Source organism: Niastella vici, from assembly GCF_002077945.1.
Lineage (GTDB): Bacteria > Bacteroidota > Bacteroidia > Chitinophagales > Chitinophagaceae > Niastella > Niastella vici.
Window position 1 is genome coordinate 43808 of the sequence record NZ_LVYD01000055.1, and the last position, 18229, is coordinate 62036.

Sequence of the window (18229 nt, forward strand, 5' to 3'; positions counted from 1 at the left end):
GAGTGATTCCCGAAACTTTAGCAGTCTGAAAATTCGCGAGCTTCGCCATTGTTTAGAAATATTTAAAATCGCGAACACACTCACCATTGACCATTGACCATTCACGATTGCCTGTATTCTGAGTATTAATTGTTTAAAAAACCATAATACATGGTAGGTGTAACCTGGTTACATTTGCAAACAAAAACACACACATGAGGATTTATCTTGCTCTCCTGGTCCTTTTTATGCCCGTATTCCTGGCTGCCCAGGTTGATATTACGCAACAGGTGATCCCCGGTCGCAGCAACAGTGCCCAACAACAGCAAAAGCCCTATGTGATCGTGATCTCGGCCGATGGTTTCCGCTATGACCTGGCCGATAAATACAATGCTACCCACTTGCAGCAGCTGCGCAGCAGCGGGGTAGCGGCCAAAGCCCTGATACCCTCGTATCCTTCGCTTACTTTTCCCAATCACTATACCCTGGTCACCGGTTTGTATCCCTCGCATCACGGACTGGTTGATAATTCCTTTTACGATAAAAAAAGAGACGAGAGCTACCGCCTTGGCAATCGCAAAGCGGTGGAGGATAGCAGCTGGTACGGCGGTACGCCATTATGGGTACTGGCCGAACAACAGCAAATGGTTTCGGCCAGCTTTTACTGGGTAGGTTCAGAAGCGGCGATAAAAGGCATCCGGCCCACGTATTATTACCGGTATAACGATAGCATCGATATTGATACCCGCATACAGGATGTAAAGAACTGGTTAACCCAGCCCGAAGATAAGCGGCCACACCTCATTACGTTTTATATGTCGGAAGTTGATCATGCCGAGCATATGAATGGGCCCGATTCAAAACAAACGGAAGAAGCCGTACATTTTATTGATGAAAGCATTGCCAAAATGGTGCGGATGACCGATTCATTAAAGCTGCCGGTAAATTATATTTTCCTGGCCGATCATGGTATGCTCACGGCCGATACCCTGAACCTGATGCCCAAGCCCGCCGCGCTTGATACCACCAAATTCAAAGTGCCCGATGGTGATGTGCTGGTGCATTTGTATGCCTATAATGAAAAAGATATTCAACCAACTTATGAAGCGTTGAAAAAAGAAGCGGTTGATTATGATGTATACCTGGCCCGTGAAGTGCCGGCCCGCTGGCATTATGGAGCTGCCGACGACCGGTACCAACGCATTGGCGATATCCTCCTGGTGCCGCATTCCCCCAAATCGTTCAGCTTTCGCAAACGCCGGCCGCTGCTCGGCAAGCATGGGTTCGATAATGCCATTCCCGACATGCAGGCCACCTTTTATGCCTGGGGACCCGCCTTTAAAAAGCAAGTGCAAATAGATGCGTTTGAGAACGTGAATGTATATCCGTTAGTGGCTTATATATTGGGGCTTCATATTACTGAAAAAATTGATGGTGAGTTGAAGGTCCTTCAGCCTATATTGAAGTGATGTAAGAAGTAGGAAGCAGGACGTAAGAAGGGTCTGTATTTCGAGCCGCAAAACCAGCGGCCTGATTTTTTATTATTTAAATAATAGTAAGAGTTTTGAATTATTATTAGCCATCTTACTTCATACTTCTTACTTCGGAAACAATGCAACACTCAATACTCGTTATAGGAGCAGGCGCTTCAGGATTAATGGCAGCCCGTAAACTATCTTCTGCCGGCCACACCGTAACCGTGCTGGAAGCCAGTGACCGCCTGGGCGGAAGAATTCATTCCATTCAACCCTTCGGGTTCATGCAACCCATAGAAGAAGGCGCCGAATTCGTGCATGGCAAACTGCCGCTCACCATACAATTGCTGAAAGAAGCGGGGTTGGCCTACCAGCCGGTACAGGGAAAAATGATCCGGGTAAAGAACGGTGAGTGGAGTGCCCAGTCGGCATTCACCGAGGGCTGGGATGAGTTGATGCACCGCCTGGCGCAGTTGCAAACCGATATGACGATGGCCGATTTTCTGCAGCAATATTTCAGCGAAGAAAAATATGCCGCCTTACGTAATTCTGTACGGCGTTTTGCCGAAGGCTTCGATGTGGCCGATACCCAACAGGCGAGCGCCATGGCCCTGCGCGATGAATGGATGCACGAACAGGATGAACAATTTCACCTGCCACCCGGCGGGTACGGCCAGCTTGTAAATTATCTGCAGCAGGCTTGTACCGCCAACGGTTGCCGCATTCATACTTTGCATGCAGTAAGAACGCTTCGCTGGCAGCCGGGCAGGGTAGAAGCCATCACGGCCGATGATCAAATAGTCACCGCCGAAAAAGCGATCATCACAGTTTCGTTGGGCGTGCTGCAGGCGCCCACGCAACATAACACCGCCATTACCTTTGAACCGGCCATCAATACGCACCTGCAGGCCATACAACAGATCGGGTTTGGTTCGGTGGTAAAAGTGATCCTGCAATTTGCAGAACCTTTCTGGCTGAACTATGACAATAATATCGGGTTCTTATTAAGTGAAGAAGCCATTCCAACCTGGTGGACGCAATCGCCCAACACCATACCCATATTGACCGGCTGGCTGGGCGGGCCGCAAACTGAGCGTTTCAACAACAGTGCCGATGAAGTGGTGTTGCAACAGGCCATTCAATCACTGGCTAATATTTTCAGGCAAACTGCCGAACAAATAAAAGCGCGCATGACTGCTTCGCATGTGGCGCGCTGGCAAACCAATTCCTTCTGCCTCGGCGCTTATAGTTACAGTAAACTGTTCACTACCGATGCACGTACCCTATTGCAGGAACCGGTTCAGGATACCCTGTATTTTGCCGGTGAAGCATTGTATGATGGTATAAATGGCGGTACAGTAGAAGCGGCGTTTGTATCGGGTTTGGAAGTGAGCAAGCTGATAAGTTAATAAGTTTAAAGTTTACAATTCACAGTTACGAATTCCCTTGCTGATTCAATAACTATAAACGTTGAACTTGCGAACTGCTAAGACATCGTAAAATTACTAGTTCAATAAAAACATTGATCATCCTGCATAGTTGTTTGGGTATTAAGGATAAGCTGCTAAAAAAAATTGCATCGTTTCCGTTAACATTATGTTACAAGTGGCACCATTTTGGATATGAAGTGGTCGACTAATTGTTACTTAACCTATGAAGGAGATTGGTGAGGCAACCATTCTGATTGTAGCGGATGTTTTGTATCGTAATTTCATTTCCATCCGTTCTTTATTTTTTTGTAGCAGATCTATTGTTTATGAAGAACAATCTTCTTTAAGGAAGACCTGTTTCACCGATAGGTTCTTCCGTAGTCACGCCTTGTTTGAATATCCCCCTTTAGAATGTAGATGTATTCCATTGTATTGTCATAACGGTACCTAAAGCCGGGTACCACGGAAATCTTTTGTTTAATCCATACCCCCTTATCTCGGGCGTAGCAGCCTGAACAGCCGGCTTATGGGCTTGCTACGCCCTTCATGTTAATTGTATTACCTACAATAAACAGGTCTTATCCTATATTGATACTACCCTTTAGCTATCAACAAAAAGGCAGGGAGAAAACTCTCTGCCTTTGTTGTAGCGTTGTTCAATGCTAAGATAAGTATGGTGTAGTCATTATTTGCTCAGAAAGCCATCGATGCCAATATATATGCAGGAAGCAACAAAGGTGGTAATGAGGAAAACCACGAAAGTGATCAATGCAATTTCTTCCGAATTTTTATATAAGTTATTATTCCCACTGTATCTATTTGCCGGTTTCATGGTTGTAAAGTTTAGCGTATATAATTAAAAAAGATGCCACTGGCATGGCGGTTTGATTATCAGTAGTTTGTAAAAATGAAGTGTGGAAAGGAATTGTTAAAAACGGGGAATGGAACCCCCACTTTTCTTATATGCTTTATTGCTAATATACAAATCCCATGACTTCAATACGCCGTTGAAACTTTACCGCTTTTGCCCGTGCTTGCCCAGGCCGGTGATTTGCCCGGGACCTTCGCCAGCACGTTTTACAAGCATCGGGGTTGGCGCCCGGTTGGCAGGTGGTGTAGAAGCCCGAAAGGGCATAAAAAAAAGGAAGTTGCCTTCCTTATAGTTGTTGAATTATACACAGGTGTTGCCTGGCAGTAAATGGTAAACAATGGGCCTGTAAATCAGCCTGTTAACCAGTTGGCTGTTGATCCCGGCCAGGTTGGGACAAACCCGACAATGTACCTCAAGGTGCCCCCCGCACACACAGGCGGGAACCAGGCTTTGAGGGAATAGGTATCCCGATTTGGTGATACCGGGCGGGTGAAGCGGTGAGGTATGTTACAGGCTGCGCATCTCTTCCTCTATGAGATCATGGAATGTGGTCTCCTTTTCCATTACCCAATTCGGCAGTTGCTGAGCCACCACTATCTTCCAGGCGTCTTGTTCTTTTTGCATGCGAAACAGGATGCGATTACCCCTGTCGTCGCTAACATCCACCGTAAAAAGACCTTCATTAGGGCCGCCCAATTTCCTGAAGTTAAATTCCTTCAACCGTCCATTCACTTTCACCAACTTGGTGAAGTGGATATTTTTCTTTACTTCAATTCGCATAGTCCAAAAATATGTAACAAGTGAAACACAAAGGTAAAAGCAATTCTCGTGCTACGATTATAAAAATTTACTAATTAATAGTTTTTTACTTGCGAAACACCGCTACAGGCCTACATTTTACAAGGTACTGACTATTTGTTGATCTATAACAAGCAAATATGTCACGTCAAATTGTGTGGTAAAACATTTTACTCAATTCGCTGTTAGCGTACATAAAACGGTTTAGGTCTTGCTACTTAACGCTGAATACTAAACGCTTAATTATGCGCAATGAACAATGAACATGTATATTAAATATCCAATAAACCGGGAATCGTTTACAGCTGCTGCTCTGCCGTATTCAGGGTGATGCTGCATTGCAGGCCTTATAGTGTCTGCCGTATTGACCGCGCATGGCGCCTCCATAAAAAATTTTGACCGCGCATTTGATCGCATTTCGGGCAGGCATTCTTTCTACTCAAACAGCCTTGCTGTTATATCTTTATCATGTCCGTATACATCCTGTCTGAAGTTTAAACGCCCCTCCTCATCAACCCAGGCGGTGTAATAAGTGATAAACACTTCAGCGGTATTTTTAAGCTTTACAAATTTCTGTTCTTTCGCATTCATGGCTTCCTCAATTTTCGCTGCATCCCAGTCGGGATCATTGCGTAGCAGGTACTCAGCCATCTTTTGGGCATCGGCCAGTCTGATGCAGCCATGGCTAAAGGCCCGTCTTTCTTTATTGAATAAGCTTTTGGCCGGGGTATCGTGTAAATAAATATCAAAGCTATTGGGGAAAAGGAATTTCACCTTGCCCAGTGAATTTTTATCGCCCGGCAATTGTCTGATGTCGGTAATGCCATCTCCATCTTTATCGCCCAGGTCTTCCATCTCATTTTTCCTGAGATAGTCTTTATCCTTTTGTATTTCGGGCAGAATTTCATGGGTGACAATTTTAGGCGGCACATTCCAGTAAGGGGCAAACACGATCTGGTTCAGGGTGCCGGTGAACTGCATGGTGCTATGTCCTTCCTTGCCTACCACCACATTCATATCAAACACCTTTTTGCCATCTTCCAGCATATGCAAATTGAATTCGGGAATATTCACGATGATCAGCGAGCCCTTTGGTTGCGAGGGCATCCAGCGCATGCGGCCCATATTGATCAGTAATTGCTCAATACGGTCGCGCAGGGGTATATTCATTTCCTGGAGCAGGTCCTTTGTAAGGTGGCCGGTGGGGTTCAGTCCAAATCGTTGTTGTATGTTGGTTATGCCTTCGGCCAGCGCATCGTTGTATACGGCCGAAGTATCGTTGCCCGCCATGTCGCTGGTAATGGCGAGGTATTTTTTTATAAGAGGTATGGTGGGGGAGGAGCTGCCTTTCTTTGGCAGCTTTTTCATGGGCGGAATAACAGGCCAGCCGCCTTTTTTATAGAGGTCGGTATATTTCTGCAACTGGCCTTTCAGCGATTTATACGAAGGGTTAATATCTTCAAAATATTTATTATCCTTATGCTTTTTCGATAATAAGGAATCGGCCAGTTGAATGGGATCTTCTTTTTTTATGGGGATGAACCGTTCCAGCTCTTTGCGTTTTACATATCCTTTGTCGAAATGCTTCAATGCATAACCCATCAGGCTTTCGGTTAACCGCAGCTCGGTTTGCTGATAGCTTTTGTCGCTGGCGCTTACGGTAAAACTATCAGGAAGCAGGCGGTTCATTTGTTTTTCGAGTGGTTTGTTCTTCAGCGAGGTGTCGCCTGAATAGGTGAGGTAATGATCGAACATATTCCAGAAGGCCTGGGCCTCTTCGGTAAAACCATCGCTGTTGAACCAGGCAAACTGGTAATTGCGGGCATTGTAAAAACTGATCATGCGGCTGGCAATGGAATCAGCCGGTTTATTTTTAGCAATATAATTACGAAGCAGGCTGCTGTCGAAGAACAGGTCTGAATACGAGTTGGCTTTTGTAATACTGCGATCGCGCGAGGATATATTCTTTGGTTGGGCGGGCTCGCTGCCGCCTGCTGCTTCGCTATTATCATTATTGTGTTCGGCGCTGTTTAAACAACCGGCTAACAACAGGGTTAACGAAAACAGGTACATGAGGTGTTTCATACGGGTATACTAATGAAATCTTATACCATCAATGGTAATGGTATAAATTAAATTATTGTCTTTCAATTTGCTGCAAGCCTGTTGTAGTGGGTTTTATAAGATTTCTGGTGTGGAATTAGTTCTACATCATTTGGAAAACCTCTTATAAACTTCGGGGCACGCGCTATAACCGCATTTCCCCGCCTTCGCCTGGCTTCGGACGGGCAAGCATTATCCAATTATCATTTTATCACATTATTGAATTACCCCATTGACTAACTTTAGTTTACAAAACAATCATATGAGAAGATTTCTGGTCCTTTCCATGAATCTGTGTCTCTTTCTTTCCCTACAGGCACAGCAAACCCAAAAACCGCCCCTTCACGGCAAAAACTGGATGGCCATCACCGGTAAACCGCTGGCTGCCACTGCCGGCGCCGCCATCTTTCAAAAAGGGGGCAATGCCGTGGATGCCGCCTGCGCCATGATCGCCGCTACCTGTACCATGTGGGATGTGCTGAGCTGGGGTGGCGAAACACAGGCGCTTATCTATAATCCCCATACCGGCAAGGTCATTGGCATTAATGCCCTGGGTATGGCGCCTACGGGTGCTACGGCCGATTTCTTTAAAAATAAAGGCATGCATTATCCGCCCGAATACGGTCCGCTCGCCGCGGTAACGCCCGGCACGCCCGGCGGCATATGCACCATGCTGGCCGAGTACGGCACCATGAGCCTGAAAGAGGTGCTAACGCCAGCCATGCAAATGGCGGCAGGCTACCCCATCGAAGCGCAAACCGCCAACAGTATGGAACGGGGAAAGGCCCAGATAAAACAATGGCCCTATTCAAAAGCGGTGTTGTTACCGCATGCCGGTCAGGAACGCGAGGCGCCGGAAGCAGGCGAGATCTTTAAACAAACCGATCTGCTGGAAACCCTGCGCAAAATGGTAGAGGCCGAACAGCAGGCATTGAAAAAGGGGAAGAACCGGAAAGAAGCGATCTATGCCGCCTACGCCCGGTTCTACACCGGTGATATCGCCAAAGAATTTGTGCGTGGCTGCAAAGAGCAGGGCGGCCTTATCACAGAAGAAGACCTGGCTAAATGGAAAGTGCAGATTGAAGAACCGGTGAGCGTGAATTATAAAGGTATTGAAGTATACAAACTGCAACAATGGACGCAGGGGCCGGCCATGTTGCAGGCGCTGAACATTCTCGAGAATTTTGACCTTAAAAGCATGGGCTATAATTCAGCGCGTTACATACACACTGTAACGCAGGCCATGCAGCTGGCATTTGCCGACCGCGACTTTTATTATGGCGATCCCTATTTTGCACCGGCAGAGCCGTTGAAGGGATTGTTGTCGAAAGAATACGCTAAAGAAAGGGCGCGGTTAATTGATCCGGCGAAGAACCTGTCGCCAGCCCTGCCGGGCGATCCCTATCCGTTTGAAGGGAAATCGAACCCGTTTACCAATTACCTCAGCAAGTGGAATACCAGCAAGCCCCTGGCTTATTCGCCCGTTGATGAAAAATACCTGGAACAGGTTTGGCGGGGCACTACTTCGGTAGAGGCGGCCGATTCGGCCGGCTGGGTAGTGAGTGTTACGCCCAGCGGTGGCTGGCTGCCCGCCTGTATTGCCGGCCATACCGGTGTGGGCATGAGCCAGCGCATGCAAAGCTTTGTGCTCGATTCGGTATTCAATCCGTTCAATGTGGTAGAACCGGGTAAACGGCCGCGTGTAACGCTAACCCCCACCCTGGCCATGAAAGATGGCAAACCGTACCTGTCATTTGCAGTACAGGGTGGCGATACGCAGGACCAGAACCTGTTGCAGTTCTTTTTAGATGTTACCGAGTTTGGGATGACGGTGCAGGAAGCGGTGGAAGCCCCCAACGTGAATACTTATCAGTTATACCTGTCGCTGGGTGGCGAAGACCGCAAACCCAAGCCGGGCTCTCTATTAGTGAATAGCAACACGCCCGACTGGATCAGGCGCGAGCTTATTAAGATGGGTTATAAGTTAACTTATGAAGATCGTACATCGGGTCCCGTGAATGCCATTTACTTCGATAGCAGGCATGGAACGCTTTGGGGCGGATCGAGCAATCATGGTGAAGATTATGGGGTAGGCTGGTAAAAAAATCGTGGAAAATTAACTACATATCATGTGGTTATATATGCAATTTCAGGGTAAACCGGTTGGCATAATTTTGTTGTTTACTAAGATAAATTAGAGGGTATTACAGATTCGTGACGAATGAAAGCAAAATCAAAGTCGACTGAATTCAATTCAAAAATAACGCATGGAAGAATAGAGATGTGGTAGCACGCCGGGTGCCTTGATGGGCATCCGGCTTTTTTTGGGGCAATGGTCAATGGGCAATGGTCAATTGTCCGCTCATTTTGAGCCTCGCTAATATTTTAGGTGCCTGTCTGGTCGGGTTCTATTCACCATTGACCATTCACCACTGACGATTAAAATTTTTTCTCCACTAACACACTGCTCCGCTCAATCATCAACCTTTGAAGGAGGTCCTTTTCTGTTTCTCCGATATTGAGCAGTTTGGCAATGCGAAAAAGCAGGGCGTCTTCTTCCGCACTTACACCGCTGTCGCTGGCGCATAACTCAACACACCAGGAAAACAGGGCCAGGGCGTTGGTTGGTTGTATAAGGCTGATGAGGTATTTCAGATACATGTCTTCATCGGTGAGGCTGCTCTGGTACGATTTGAACTTGCGCATCTCATCTTTGAAGTTGAGCTTTTTGTGCAGGTCTATTGAAACCAGTTTATCAGAAATGGTGTTCAGCTCCGATTCCTGAAATTGTCCATCCTTCATGCAGCAATAATAGAACAGGTGGCAGATGCCCTCTTCAGGGGCTTTAAGCAAACCGGTATACATAAGTAAGTTTGTTTTAAGTAAGCAATGATTCAACTATGGTGCCAGTGGTGATCGGCTGTTACCGGTTGCCAGTTTCCGGTTGCCAGGGACTTAATGCGGGTTGCCTGCCTGTTTTCAGGCTTCTATTGATTTGAGCCCCGGTAACTGGTAACAGGTAACTGGTAACCGAAAAGAAATTTACGATTTTTACGGGCAATTGCCGCGGGGAAATGGTACAATTGTTATATTTACTTTATAACGGACCACCGCACTTCATGATCTGCATCATGTCAATGCTAAACCATCCCTCATCCCAACCTTATCTGCCCAAAGTGTAATTACTGCGAATCACACTGTTTATTCAACAGCTTTATCCGGAAAACATTGCTTTCAATCTTTAACTATGCCCATGACCCTATCGCCCCAAAACCAGGATGCTATCGCTGTTTTTCAGCAAGGCAGCTATGTTGCAGTAAAAGAATTATTCGATGAACATTACACCGTGTTGATCGATTTTGCCACCCAGTTGATCTTAAATAAATCCGAAGCGCATCATATTGTGCAGGAAACTTTTATAAAACTGTTCCAGATGCGCGACCGGTTCAACAGGGAAGCCGATATCAAAGCCTTTCTGTTCATAACGGTCCGGAACATTTGTTTTGCCTATATAAGATCAGAAAATAAAAAAGGATCTGACCAGGACGTTACCTGGTACCAACAATCGCTGAAAACCACGGCCCGCTACGACGCCGAAACGCTGCGCAACCAGGCGCTTGACGATATGCAACGCCAGGTACAGGCCCTGCCCGAAACGGAACAAAGGGTGTTCGCCCTGCTTTTTTGCGATCAGCTTACCATACCGGCGGTGGCCGGTCAATTAGCGCTTACTCCCGTAACGGTTACCCAGCTTCGAATAAAGGCCATCGCATTGTTGCGCGAAAACCTGATCGCGGCGGATCTTTTTTCCATTCCCCTCTTTATTTATTTTGTTGCCGTTTATTCAGGTTTATAAGTTTTTTAGTTTTAAGTCTCACTAACTAACAAACTAATAAACTGACAAACTAACAAACTGGGATTCAGGAAATATAAAATTATCCCTTAATAGATTCAGCTGCATAAATCAGCTGGTCGAACTTACATTTTCGGATAAACGTTTGTAAGTTTCAAAACTTTTTCTGTACATTAGGCATCCAATCCGCTGTTAAATAATCCAGTACAAAAAAGAAGACCTGAAAGAAGCAGCCTGAAAAGGCAGGGGATAGCATCTATGTAAATGTCAGTCAGTACCCGTTAAAATGCCTTCTATATTGCTTGTCAAACAAACGTAACTAACGGAATGCACGAATCATAGCAACTCATTTCCGCGCCCGTCCATCGTGAAGTGTGCTCATCCTCTTTGAGTACCTGCTTTACGTTTATGTACCTGGTCGAAGGACTGGTATGTAAAACTTAACTATTAATGGCATAAACCTTAAACGAATGGGTGCTGAAACAGACCATATCCTACTACAATTGCTCAAAACCTCGGACCCACAAGGGTTTAAAGCGTTATTTCAACGATATTACAAAACGCTTTGCATACAGGCATACCTGTTATTACAGGATGAAGGAGAAGCTGAAGACCTGGTGCAGGACGTTTTTGTAAAATTCTGGCAGGAACGCAAGTTTGAGATCGTACAGCAATCGCTGGGTGCTTACCTCACCACCATGGTGAAACATGCTGCTTTGAATTTGCTGAAGCATAAAAGCAGGGTGAACCGGAAAGAAAAGACTTACCAGGAACGGATCGATATCATTGAAAATACCCACGTAATGGAGATCCAGGAAATGGCTCAAATGGTACAAGGTGTTATTGCCCAGTTACCTGAGCAATGCAAACGTATCTTTGAGCTGGTTTGCGTGGAAGGCAAAAAATACCAGGATGCGGCTGTTATTGCCGGTGTAACCGTTAATACGGTTAAAACACAGCTGCGCCGGGCTTTTGCAAAACTCCGGGAAAGTCTGCGCGACTATTATTATTTTACCGGCTTGTCACCTGTTTTGTATATTTTATTGTCATAATATTTAACACCCCCTGATGTTTGATTCATACTTGCCATGAACAATTATATTGATATGAATGATGTCGAGCAACTAATAATTGATAAACTGACGGGCCAAATTGGTGAGGAAGATGATTTAAGGCTTGAAGAGCTGATCACCCGCCACCAGGAGGTTGAACATTTATGGCAGCAAATGCAACAGGTATATGCTATGCGCAAGGCAGTGAGCTTCGATCAATCATTTAATGTAGAAGATGCCTGGCAGGCTTTACAACAAAAAGTGAACCTTCACGACAGGCCAACAGAACCTGTTACCGATACAGTCGCTATGCCCGAACGTACCACCGGCACCGGCTTCATGCGTTATGCAGCTGCTGCGGTTGCCATTGGTATTATTATAATGACCGTGTATTATTTTTTGGGGGTGAACCGTTCGCAAACAACGGCATCAGGATCAATAGATATTAAACTCGCTAATGGTAATATTGTGCATACCACCGCGCAGGATTCGCTGGCGCGCTGGATGCAACATGCGCGCGATGCCAAAATTGATCCCGGCGCCTGGAACACGCTGATGGTGCCCGCCGGCAAAAGCTATGCATTTCAACTGGCCGATGGCAGCAAGGTATGGCTGAACGCCGTTACAGAATTCAGGTTCCCATTATCATTTACGCAGCCCGAACGCAAGGTGGAATTAAAAGGCGAAGCTTATTTTAAAGTATCGCACGATGCGCGGCAGCCGTTTAGCGTACAGGTGAACGGTTTAACCGTACGGGCACTGGGTACCGAATTCAATATTAAATCATATAATGGCGAAGCTACTTATATCTCGCTCGTGAATGGCTCGGTATCTGTAGAGAATGCCAAAGGCGAACGTATTATATTACTACCCGGGGAAGCCGTGATCGCTGCCAACAGCAACAGCGCCCTGCGTAAGGAAAACTTTGATGAAACAATGGTATTGGGCTGGTTGCAGGGCCTGTACTATTTCCGCAATGAAAAACTGCAGCAAATAGCCGTCGTTGCCGAGCGATGGTTCGATGTGCAGGTAAAATTGAAAGATCCCACACTGGCCGGCCTTCACTTCTCTGGCGCCATGAACCGCAATAAACCTGTAAACGCTTTCTTCAACATGTTAGCTTCTTCGGGTGATATCACTTATGATAATAAGGATGGAAAAGTAACTATTACCCGAAATTAAACTTTATTAGTTGCCGGTTTCCAGTTACCAGTTGCCAGGCTTGAATTTCGATCATTCTGCCAATTGTCGGGTTGCTCAAATTTTTTGCCCGGTAACCGGGAACTGGTAACCGGTAACTTTCAATAATGTTTCCCCTTTGATTTTAATTCCACAATTTAACTAACAAGTCTACACGTAAATAACTCTTCTGCGTTTTTGTGCCGCCGTATTTTCTGCACATCGAATACAAAAAATAAAAATTAATTAATCGCTGTCACCCGATTCAAACGAATGCTTGTCTAAATAGTATAACCGTTTTACAAAAACTAATTGTATTATGAGATTTCCCTCCGGACGTTGTCCCCACAATATCCGGGTAATGAAATTGTTTTGGATATCCATTTCCATATTGGTTATTCTTTCAACATTACCCTTTTCCGTACAGGCCGATCCCCGGCAGGAGTTCAAAGTAACCCTGCAGGCTAAACGTAAAGCCATCAGCGAGGTATTCAGTGAAATACGCCGCCAAACCGGCTTCGTGGTCTTTTACAGTAACGATCTTGTAAATGATAAGGAAAAGATAAACGTAAGCTTTTTCGAGGCCGGTTTAGATGAAGTGATGCGCAGTCTGTTGCGTGGCCGCTCACTCGGTTATAAGATCACTGAAAATTTCATCATCATCATTAAGGCCGTTGATAAAAAGAAAGAAAGCAAGGCCGGTATTATTAGTCCTGCCGCCGGTGCACAGGTCACTATCGACTCCATTCCAACCAAACATGTAAAAGGAAAAGTAACCGGCAAAGAGGAGGATGCTCCGCTGGGCCAGGTATCGGTTGAGAACCTGGGCGACCACAAGGGTGTGTTCACCAACGGTAAGGGCGAGTTTACCATCAATGCGCAACCGGGTGACAGCATCCGGTTTTCGTACGTGGGTAAAGCGCCCAAAGTGATGCTGTATAAAGGACAAACATTCTTAAGTATTGAATTATTCAATGAAGAAGAAAGGGCGTTGAGTGAAGTGATCGTTACCGGTTTTCAGAATATTGACAAGAACAAGTTTGCGGGGGCTGCTACCCGCCTGAAAGCCGATGAGATCAAATTGCAGGGCGTACCCGATGTAAGCAGGATGTTGGAAGGGCGCGCTGCCGGGGTTTCCGTTCAAAACGTGTCGGGCACATTTGGAACCGCGCCAAAGATCAGGGTACGCGGCGCTACTTCTATTAATGGCGATAACAAACCATTATGGGTAGTGGATGGCGTGGTGCTCGAAGACATCGTAAATATTTCGAATGATCAGTTATCGAGCGGCGACCCAACCACCCTGTTGGGATCGGCCGTGGCTGGTTTAAATTCGAATGATATTGAAAGCTTCGATATTTTAAAAGATGCATCGGCCACTGCGCTGTATGGCGCGCGTGCGATGAACGGGGTAGTGGTCATCACTACCAAAAGAGGAAAGGCCGGCCGCTTCTCAGTGAATTATACGGGTAACTTCACCACCCAGCTTAAACCGGTTTATAATGACTTCAACATTATGAACTCTGCCGAACAAATGTCGGTGCTGGCCGAGCTGGAACGCAAAGGCATCTTAAGTCCGAATGTGCTCGACAAAGCCGACAATGGGGTGTATGGAAAAATGTACGACCTCATGAATGGCACCAACGGCAATTTTACATTGGAAAATACCACCGAAGCGCGCAAGGCATTTTTAACCCGCTATGCCATGGCCAACACCGATTGGTTCGATGTATTGTTCCGGAATAATTTTGTACAGGAACATTCGCTGAGTGTTTCATCGGGTACCGAAAAATCGCAATCTTATTTTTCGACCAGTTATTTAGGTGATAATGGCTGGACGATCGCCGACCGCGTTAATCGCTATACACTTAATTATCGCAATAATTATAAGTTCAATGAACGCCTCTCGGGCGGGTTTGCTACGGTGGGTTCTGTTCGTCAGCAACGGGCGCCCGGCGCCCTGGCCCGCAACAGCAACCCCGTGGAAGGAAAGTTTGACCGCGACTTTGATATCAACCCCTTCAGCTATGCGTTGAATACCAGCCGCACCATTACGCCGTATGATGATCATGGCAACCTCGAGTACTTCAGAAGGAATTTTGCCGGTTTTAATATCATCAACGAACTCAAAAATAATTACCTCGATCTGAACCTGATCGATCTGCGTTTGCAGGGCGATATCTCTTATAAGATCTTTAAAGACCTGAAGTATGAATTTGTAGGCGCTTTTCGTTATGTGAAATCTTCGCGCGAGCACATGATCACCGAGCATGCGAATATGGCGGAAGCTTATCGCGCGGCAGGCAACTCAACCATCAGGCGCAATAATAAATTCCTGTACCGCGATCCCGATGATCCCGAAGCGCAACCCGTTGTGGTGTTGCCTTATGGTGGTTTTTATAACCGTACCGAAGATATGTTGCAGAACTATGATTTCCGCAACAGCCTTAACTATTCAAAGGTTTTAAAAGAAAAACATACTATTAATATCCTGGCCGGGCAACAGGTTAAATATGCCGACCGCCAGCATTTTACCAATACCGGTTATGGCTATCAATACGACAATGGCGGCACTCCCTTTGTTGATTACCGCATTTTAAAACAAACCATTGAAAATAATTTTCCCTACTATGGCATGAGCAGGGATTACGACCGCTTTGTTGCCCTGTATGCATCGGCCAACTACTCCTATAACCTGAAATACAATTTTACCAGTACCATCCGCTACGATGGGTCAAACCGGCTGGGGCAATCGAAAAAGGCGCGCTGGCTGCCTACCTGGAGCGTGGCGGGGTCGTGGAATGTAGAACAGGAAGCCTTTATGCAGCATGCACTCTGGGCCGATTACCTCACCCTGCGCGCCAGTTATGGGTTAACGGCCAGTATGGGGCCCGCTACCAATTCGAGCATCGTACTGAAAAACATAAATACGCGGCGGCCCTATTTGTCGGAAGTGGAGTCGGTGATCAACCTCGCCAACCTCGAGAACGCCGACCTTACCTGGGAGAAATTGTACACTACCAACCTGGGGCTTGATGCCGGTTTCTTTAAACGCCGGCTCACCATGAGCCTGGATGTATACCAGCGCCGGAGCTTTGATTTGATCAGTTTGATAAAAACATCCGGTATTGGCGGCGAAACGCCAAAAGCGGCCAACTACGCTGATATGGAATCAAAGGGGTTGGAACTGTTAATAGGCGGCGAGATCATAAAACAAAGAGACTGGGGCTGGCGGGCGAATGCCACCTTTGGGTATAATACCACAAAGATCACCAATGCGCGAAACAGGCCGCTCATCTTTGATATGGTGATCGCAGAAGGCGGCAACCGGCAGGGTTATCCCGTGAGAAGTTTATTCTCGCTGGAATATAGAGGACTTGACCATAAAACCGGTAAACCTACGTTCACCGATCAAAGCGGTAAGATCAGCAGTGATGTTTATTTGCAGGATGACGATATCAGCCATCTCGTTTACGAAGGACCGGTAGATCCTACCATTACCGGTGGCTTTTCAAACACCTTTCATTACAAGGCTTTTTCCCTGAATATCTTTTTAACCTATCAGGCTGGTAACCACATCAGGCTGTACCCGGCTTTCCAGGCCAGCTATTCAGATATGAATGCCATGCCACGGGAGTTCACTGATCGCTGGATCATGCCGGGCGATGAAAAATATACCAATGTGCCCTCCATCCTCGATGCCTATACCCTGGCGCAAAATGGCGGGGCATATCCATACAACGATTATAACTATTCAACACAACGGGTGGCCAAAGGCGATTTTGTACGCCTGAAGACCGTGTCGCTCACCTGGCAGGTACAGTCGAACTGGATCAAAAAAGCAGGGGTAAGCAACCTGGTACTTTCAGCCGCTGCTACCAATCCCTGGTTGATCTATTCAGATGAAAAGCTGAAAGGGCAGGATCCTGAGTTCTTTAATTCAGGAGGAGTTGCACAACCTATACAGAAGCAAATGACGCTGTCAGTTAGAGTAGGAATATAGTTATTGAGCTTACAAATTAATTAGTGACCATGAAAAAGTTTTTATTATACACCTCATTAATACTGCTACTGGGAACCAGTTGTAAGAAGTTCCTGGAACAGTCACCCGATAACCGGGCCGTGTTGAACTCGCCCGAAAAAGTATCGCAGTTATTGGGCACGGCCTATCCGCAGGCCAATTACATGGCCTTTGCTGAATCTATTTCAGATAATGTGGCCGATAAAGGCATTGGCCAGTTAGACCGCACCAATATTGATCCCTTCTTTTTTCACGATGTGGCCAATACCGAGGAAGACTCGCCTGAGTTTTACTGGAACGCCTGTTACAAAGCGATCGCTGCCGCCAACCAGGCGCTGGAGGTTTGTGAAAAAGAGCCTGCGAAGTATGCAGCGCAAAAAGGCGAAGCGCTGGTATGCCGGGCCTATGCGCATTTTATGCTGGTAACTTTTTTCTCAAAAGTATATGACCCCTCAACTGCCGGCACCGACCCCGGTATTCCCTATGTGCTTAAACCCGAGAAAGTGGTGTTTGAGCAGTATGAAAGAAAAACGGTGCAGTACGTGTACGACATGATCGAGAAAGATCTTACAGAAGGATTACCGCTTATAGACGATAAATTATACACGGTGCCCCGCTATCATTTTACCAAAGCGGCGGCACATGCTTTTGCTTCCCGCTTTTATTTATTCAAACGGCAATACAGCAAAGTGGTGGAGCATGCCTCAAAAGTATTCCCCAACAACAACATAGTGGCCATGCTGCGTCCCTGGAATACCGAATACCGCGTGCTTACTTATAATGAACTGTGGGCCCGCTATGCCAAAGCCACCGAAGCGGCCAACCTTTTATTGGTTGAAACCAGGTCGTTATGGGCGAGGAATTATGTGGGCGTACGCTATGGGCTCGATGCCGTAAAATCGAACGAAATATTGCTGGCGCCCAATGTCACCGGCGGCACCCGCATCTTCCGGTACCAGTTGTATACGGGTGGTACCAATAATTATTTTATACCCAAGGTCAATGAATATTTTGTTCGGGAGTCGGTGAACGCCGAGATCGGGTATCCCTACGTGATGGTGCCCCTGTTCACTGCCGAGGAAGTGTTGTTCAACCGCGCCGAGGCCAATATTTTTCTGAACAATATCAACGATGTGCTGAGCGACCTCAATGCCTATGCCAGCACCCGCATTTATAACTACAATGCGGCTACGCACGATGTGTCGGCCAGTAAGATCAGATCGTTTTACCGCACCAGCGATCTACAACAGGGCGCGCTGTCGGCCCTTATGGATTTTAAACGGGCCGAGTTTGTACAGGAGGGCATGCGCTGGTTCGATCTGTTGCGGTACAAAATACCAGTAACGCATCCCACTGCAGAAGGCCCCATACGTACGCTTAAGGCCGATGATCCCATGCGGGTATTTCAGATCCCCGATGTGGCCAAGCAATCGGGCATTGCGCAAAACCCCAGGTAAGGACCATTTAA

Annotated in this window: 12 protein-coding genes; 8 read left to right on the plus strand and 4 right to left on the minus strand. The window is 46.5% G+C overall.

Going from position 1 to position 18229, the window contains the following annotated elements:
* Nucleotides 1-194: 194 nt before the first annotated feature.
* Together A3860_RS22725 and A3860_RS22730 are read left to right on the plus strand one after the other, a co-directional pair.
* Nucleotides 195-1448, plus strand: coding sequence for an alkaline phosphatase family protein (locus tag A3860_RS22725; RefSeq protein WP_081150287.1), 1254 nt, complete (start codon nt 195-197; stop codon nt 1446-1448).
* Nucleotides 1449-1591: 143 nt separating this feature from the next.
* Nucleotides 1592-2863: a flavin monoamine oxidase family protein gene (locus tag A3860_RS22730; RefSeq protein WP_081150289.1), complete on the plus strand. Its 1272-nt coding sequence runs from the start codon at nt 1592-1594 to the stop codon at nt 2861-2863.
* Nucleotides 2864-3569: 706 nt separating this feature from the next.
* Here the strand turns inward: A3860_RS22730 and A3860_RS41190 are convergent.
* From A3860_RS41190 to A3860_RS22740, 3 genes are all read right to left on the minus strand, one after another.
* The gene (locus A3860_RS41190) at nt 3570-3716 is read right to left on the minus strand and encodes a hypothetical protein (RefSeq protein WP_158085326.1); all 147 of its coding nucleotides are present in this window, start codon (nt 3714-3716) and stop codon (nt 3570-3572) included.
* Between the two features lie 546 nt (nt 3717-4262).
* Nucleotides 4263-4535 carry a hypothetical protein gene (locus A3860_RS22735; protein WP_081150291.1) on the minus strand — a complete coding sequence of 91 codons (273 nt, stop codon included), beginning with the start codon at nt 4533-4535 and terminating at the stop codon, nt 4263-4265.
* Between the two features lie 453 nt (nt 4536-4988).
* Entirely contained in the window at nt 4989-6638 is a 1650-nt protein-coding gene (locus A3860_RS22740; RefSeq protein WP_081150293.1) for a L,D-transpeptidase family protein, read from the minus strand.
* 280 nt (nt 6639-6918) lie between these two features.
* On the opposite strand from A3860_RS22740, the gene A3860_RS22745 reads away from it, so the two are divergent.
* Entirely contained in the window at nt 6919-8757 is a 1839-nt protein-coding gene (locus A3860_RS22745) for a gamma-glutamyltransferase family protein (protein WP_081150295.1), read from the plus strand.
* A gap of 338 nt (nt 8758-9095) precedes the next feature.
* On the opposite strand, the gene A3860_RS22750 is transcribed toward A3860_RS22745, so the two are convergent.
* Nucleotides 9096-9521, minus strand: a complete 426-nt coding sequence (locus A3860_RS22750) for a TerB family tellurite resistance protein (RefSeq protein WP_081150297.1) — start codon at nt 9519-9521, stop codon at nt 9096-9098.
* A gap of 382 nt (nt 9522-9903) precedes the next feature.
* Here A3860_RS22750 and A3860_RS22755 point away from each other — a divergent pair, with 382 nt between their 5' ends.
* The 5 genes from A3860_RS22755 (at nt 9904) to A3860_RS22775 (ending at nt 18218) form a co-directional block, all read left to right on the plus strand.
* On the plus strand, nt 9904-10512 hold the full coding sequence (locus A3860_RS22755; protein ID WP_081150299.1) for an RNA polymerase sigma factor: 609 nt from the start codon (nt 9904-9906) through the stop codon (nt 10510-10512).
* 467 nt (nt 10513-10979) lie between these two features.
* Complete coding sequence (locus tag A3860_RS22760) at nt 10980-11561, plus strand: RNA polymerase sigma factor (RefSeq protein WP_081150301.1); 582 nt, start codon at nt 10980-10982, stop codon at nt 11559-11561.
* Nucleotides 11562-11615: 54 nt separating this feature from the next.
* A complete protein-coding gene (locus A3860_RS22765; RefSeq protein WP_158085327.1) occupies nt 11616-12743 on the plus strand; it encodes a FecR family protein in 1128 nt (375 codons plus the stop codon).
* Nucleotides 12744-13101: 358 nt separating this feature from the next.
* Nucleotides 13102-16743: a SusC/RagA family TonB-linked outer membrane protein gene (locus tag A3860_RS22770; RefSeq protein ID WP_245843594.1), complete on the plus strand. Its 3642-nt coding sequence runs from the start codon at nt 13102-13104 to the stop codon at nt 16741-16743.
* A 29-nt stretch (nt 16744-16772) separates the two neighbouring features.
* Nucleotides 16773-18218, plus strand: a complete 1446-nt coding sequence (locus A3860_RS22775; protein WP_081150307.1) for a RagB/SusD family nutrient uptake outer membrane protein — start codon at nt 16773-16775, stop codon at nt 18216-18218.
* The last annotated feature ends 11 nt before the right edge of the window (nt 18219-18229 follow it).

What these genes read in the sequence shown, in the direction of transcription:
- A3860_RS22725 (WP_081150287.1), top strand. Translation starts at nt 195, where the DNA reads ATGAGGATTTATCTTGCTCTCCTGGTCCTTTTTATGCCCGTATTCCTG.
- A3860_RS22730 (WP_081150289.1), top strand. Translation starts at nt 1,592, where the DNA reads ATGCAACACTCAATACTCGTTATAGGAGCAGGCGCTTCAGGATTAATG.
- A3860_RS41190 (WP_158085326.1), bottom strand. Translation starts at nt 3,716, where the DNA reads ATGAAACCGGCAAATAGATACAGTGGGAATAATAACTTATATAAAAAT.
- A3860_RS22735 (WP_081150291.1), bottom strand. Translation starts at nt 4,535, where the DNA reads ATGCGAATTGAAGTAAAGAAAAATATCCACTTCACCAAGTTGGTGAAA.
- A3860_RS22740 (WP_081150293.1), bottom strand. Translation starts at nt 6,638, where the DNA reads ATGAAACACCTCATGTACCTGTTTTCGTTAACCCTGTTGTTAGCCGGT.
- A3860_RS22745 (WP_081150295.1), top strand. Translation starts at nt 6,919, where the DNA reads ATGAGAAGATTTCTGGTCCTTTCCATGAATCTGTGTCTCTTTCTTTCC.
- A3860_RS22750 (WP_081150297.1), bottom strand. Translation starts at nt 9,521, where the DNA reads ATGTATACCGGTTTGCTTAAAGCCCCTGAAGAGGGCATCTGCCACCTG.
- A3860_RS22755 (WP_081150299.1), top strand. Translation starts at nt 9,904, where the DNA reads ATGCCCATGACCCTATCGCCCCAAAACCAGGATGCTATCGCTGTTTTT.
- A3860_RS22760 (WP_081150301.1), top strand. Translation starts at nt 10,980, where the DNA reads ATGGGTGCTGAAACAGACCATATCCTACTACAATTGCTCAAAACCTCG.
- A3860_RS22765 (WP_158085327.1), top strand. Translation starts at nt 11,616, where the DNA reads ATGAATGATGTCGAGCAACTAATAATTGATAAACTGACGGGCCAAATT.
- A3860_RS22770 (WP_245843594.1), top strand. Translation starts at nt 13,102, where the DNA reads ATGAAATTGTTTTGGATATCCATTTCCATATTGGTTATTCTTTCAACA.
- A3860_RS22775 (WP_081150307.1), top strand. Translation starts at nt 16,773, where the DNA reads ATGAAAAAGTTTTTATTATACACCTCATTAATACTGCTACTGGGAACC.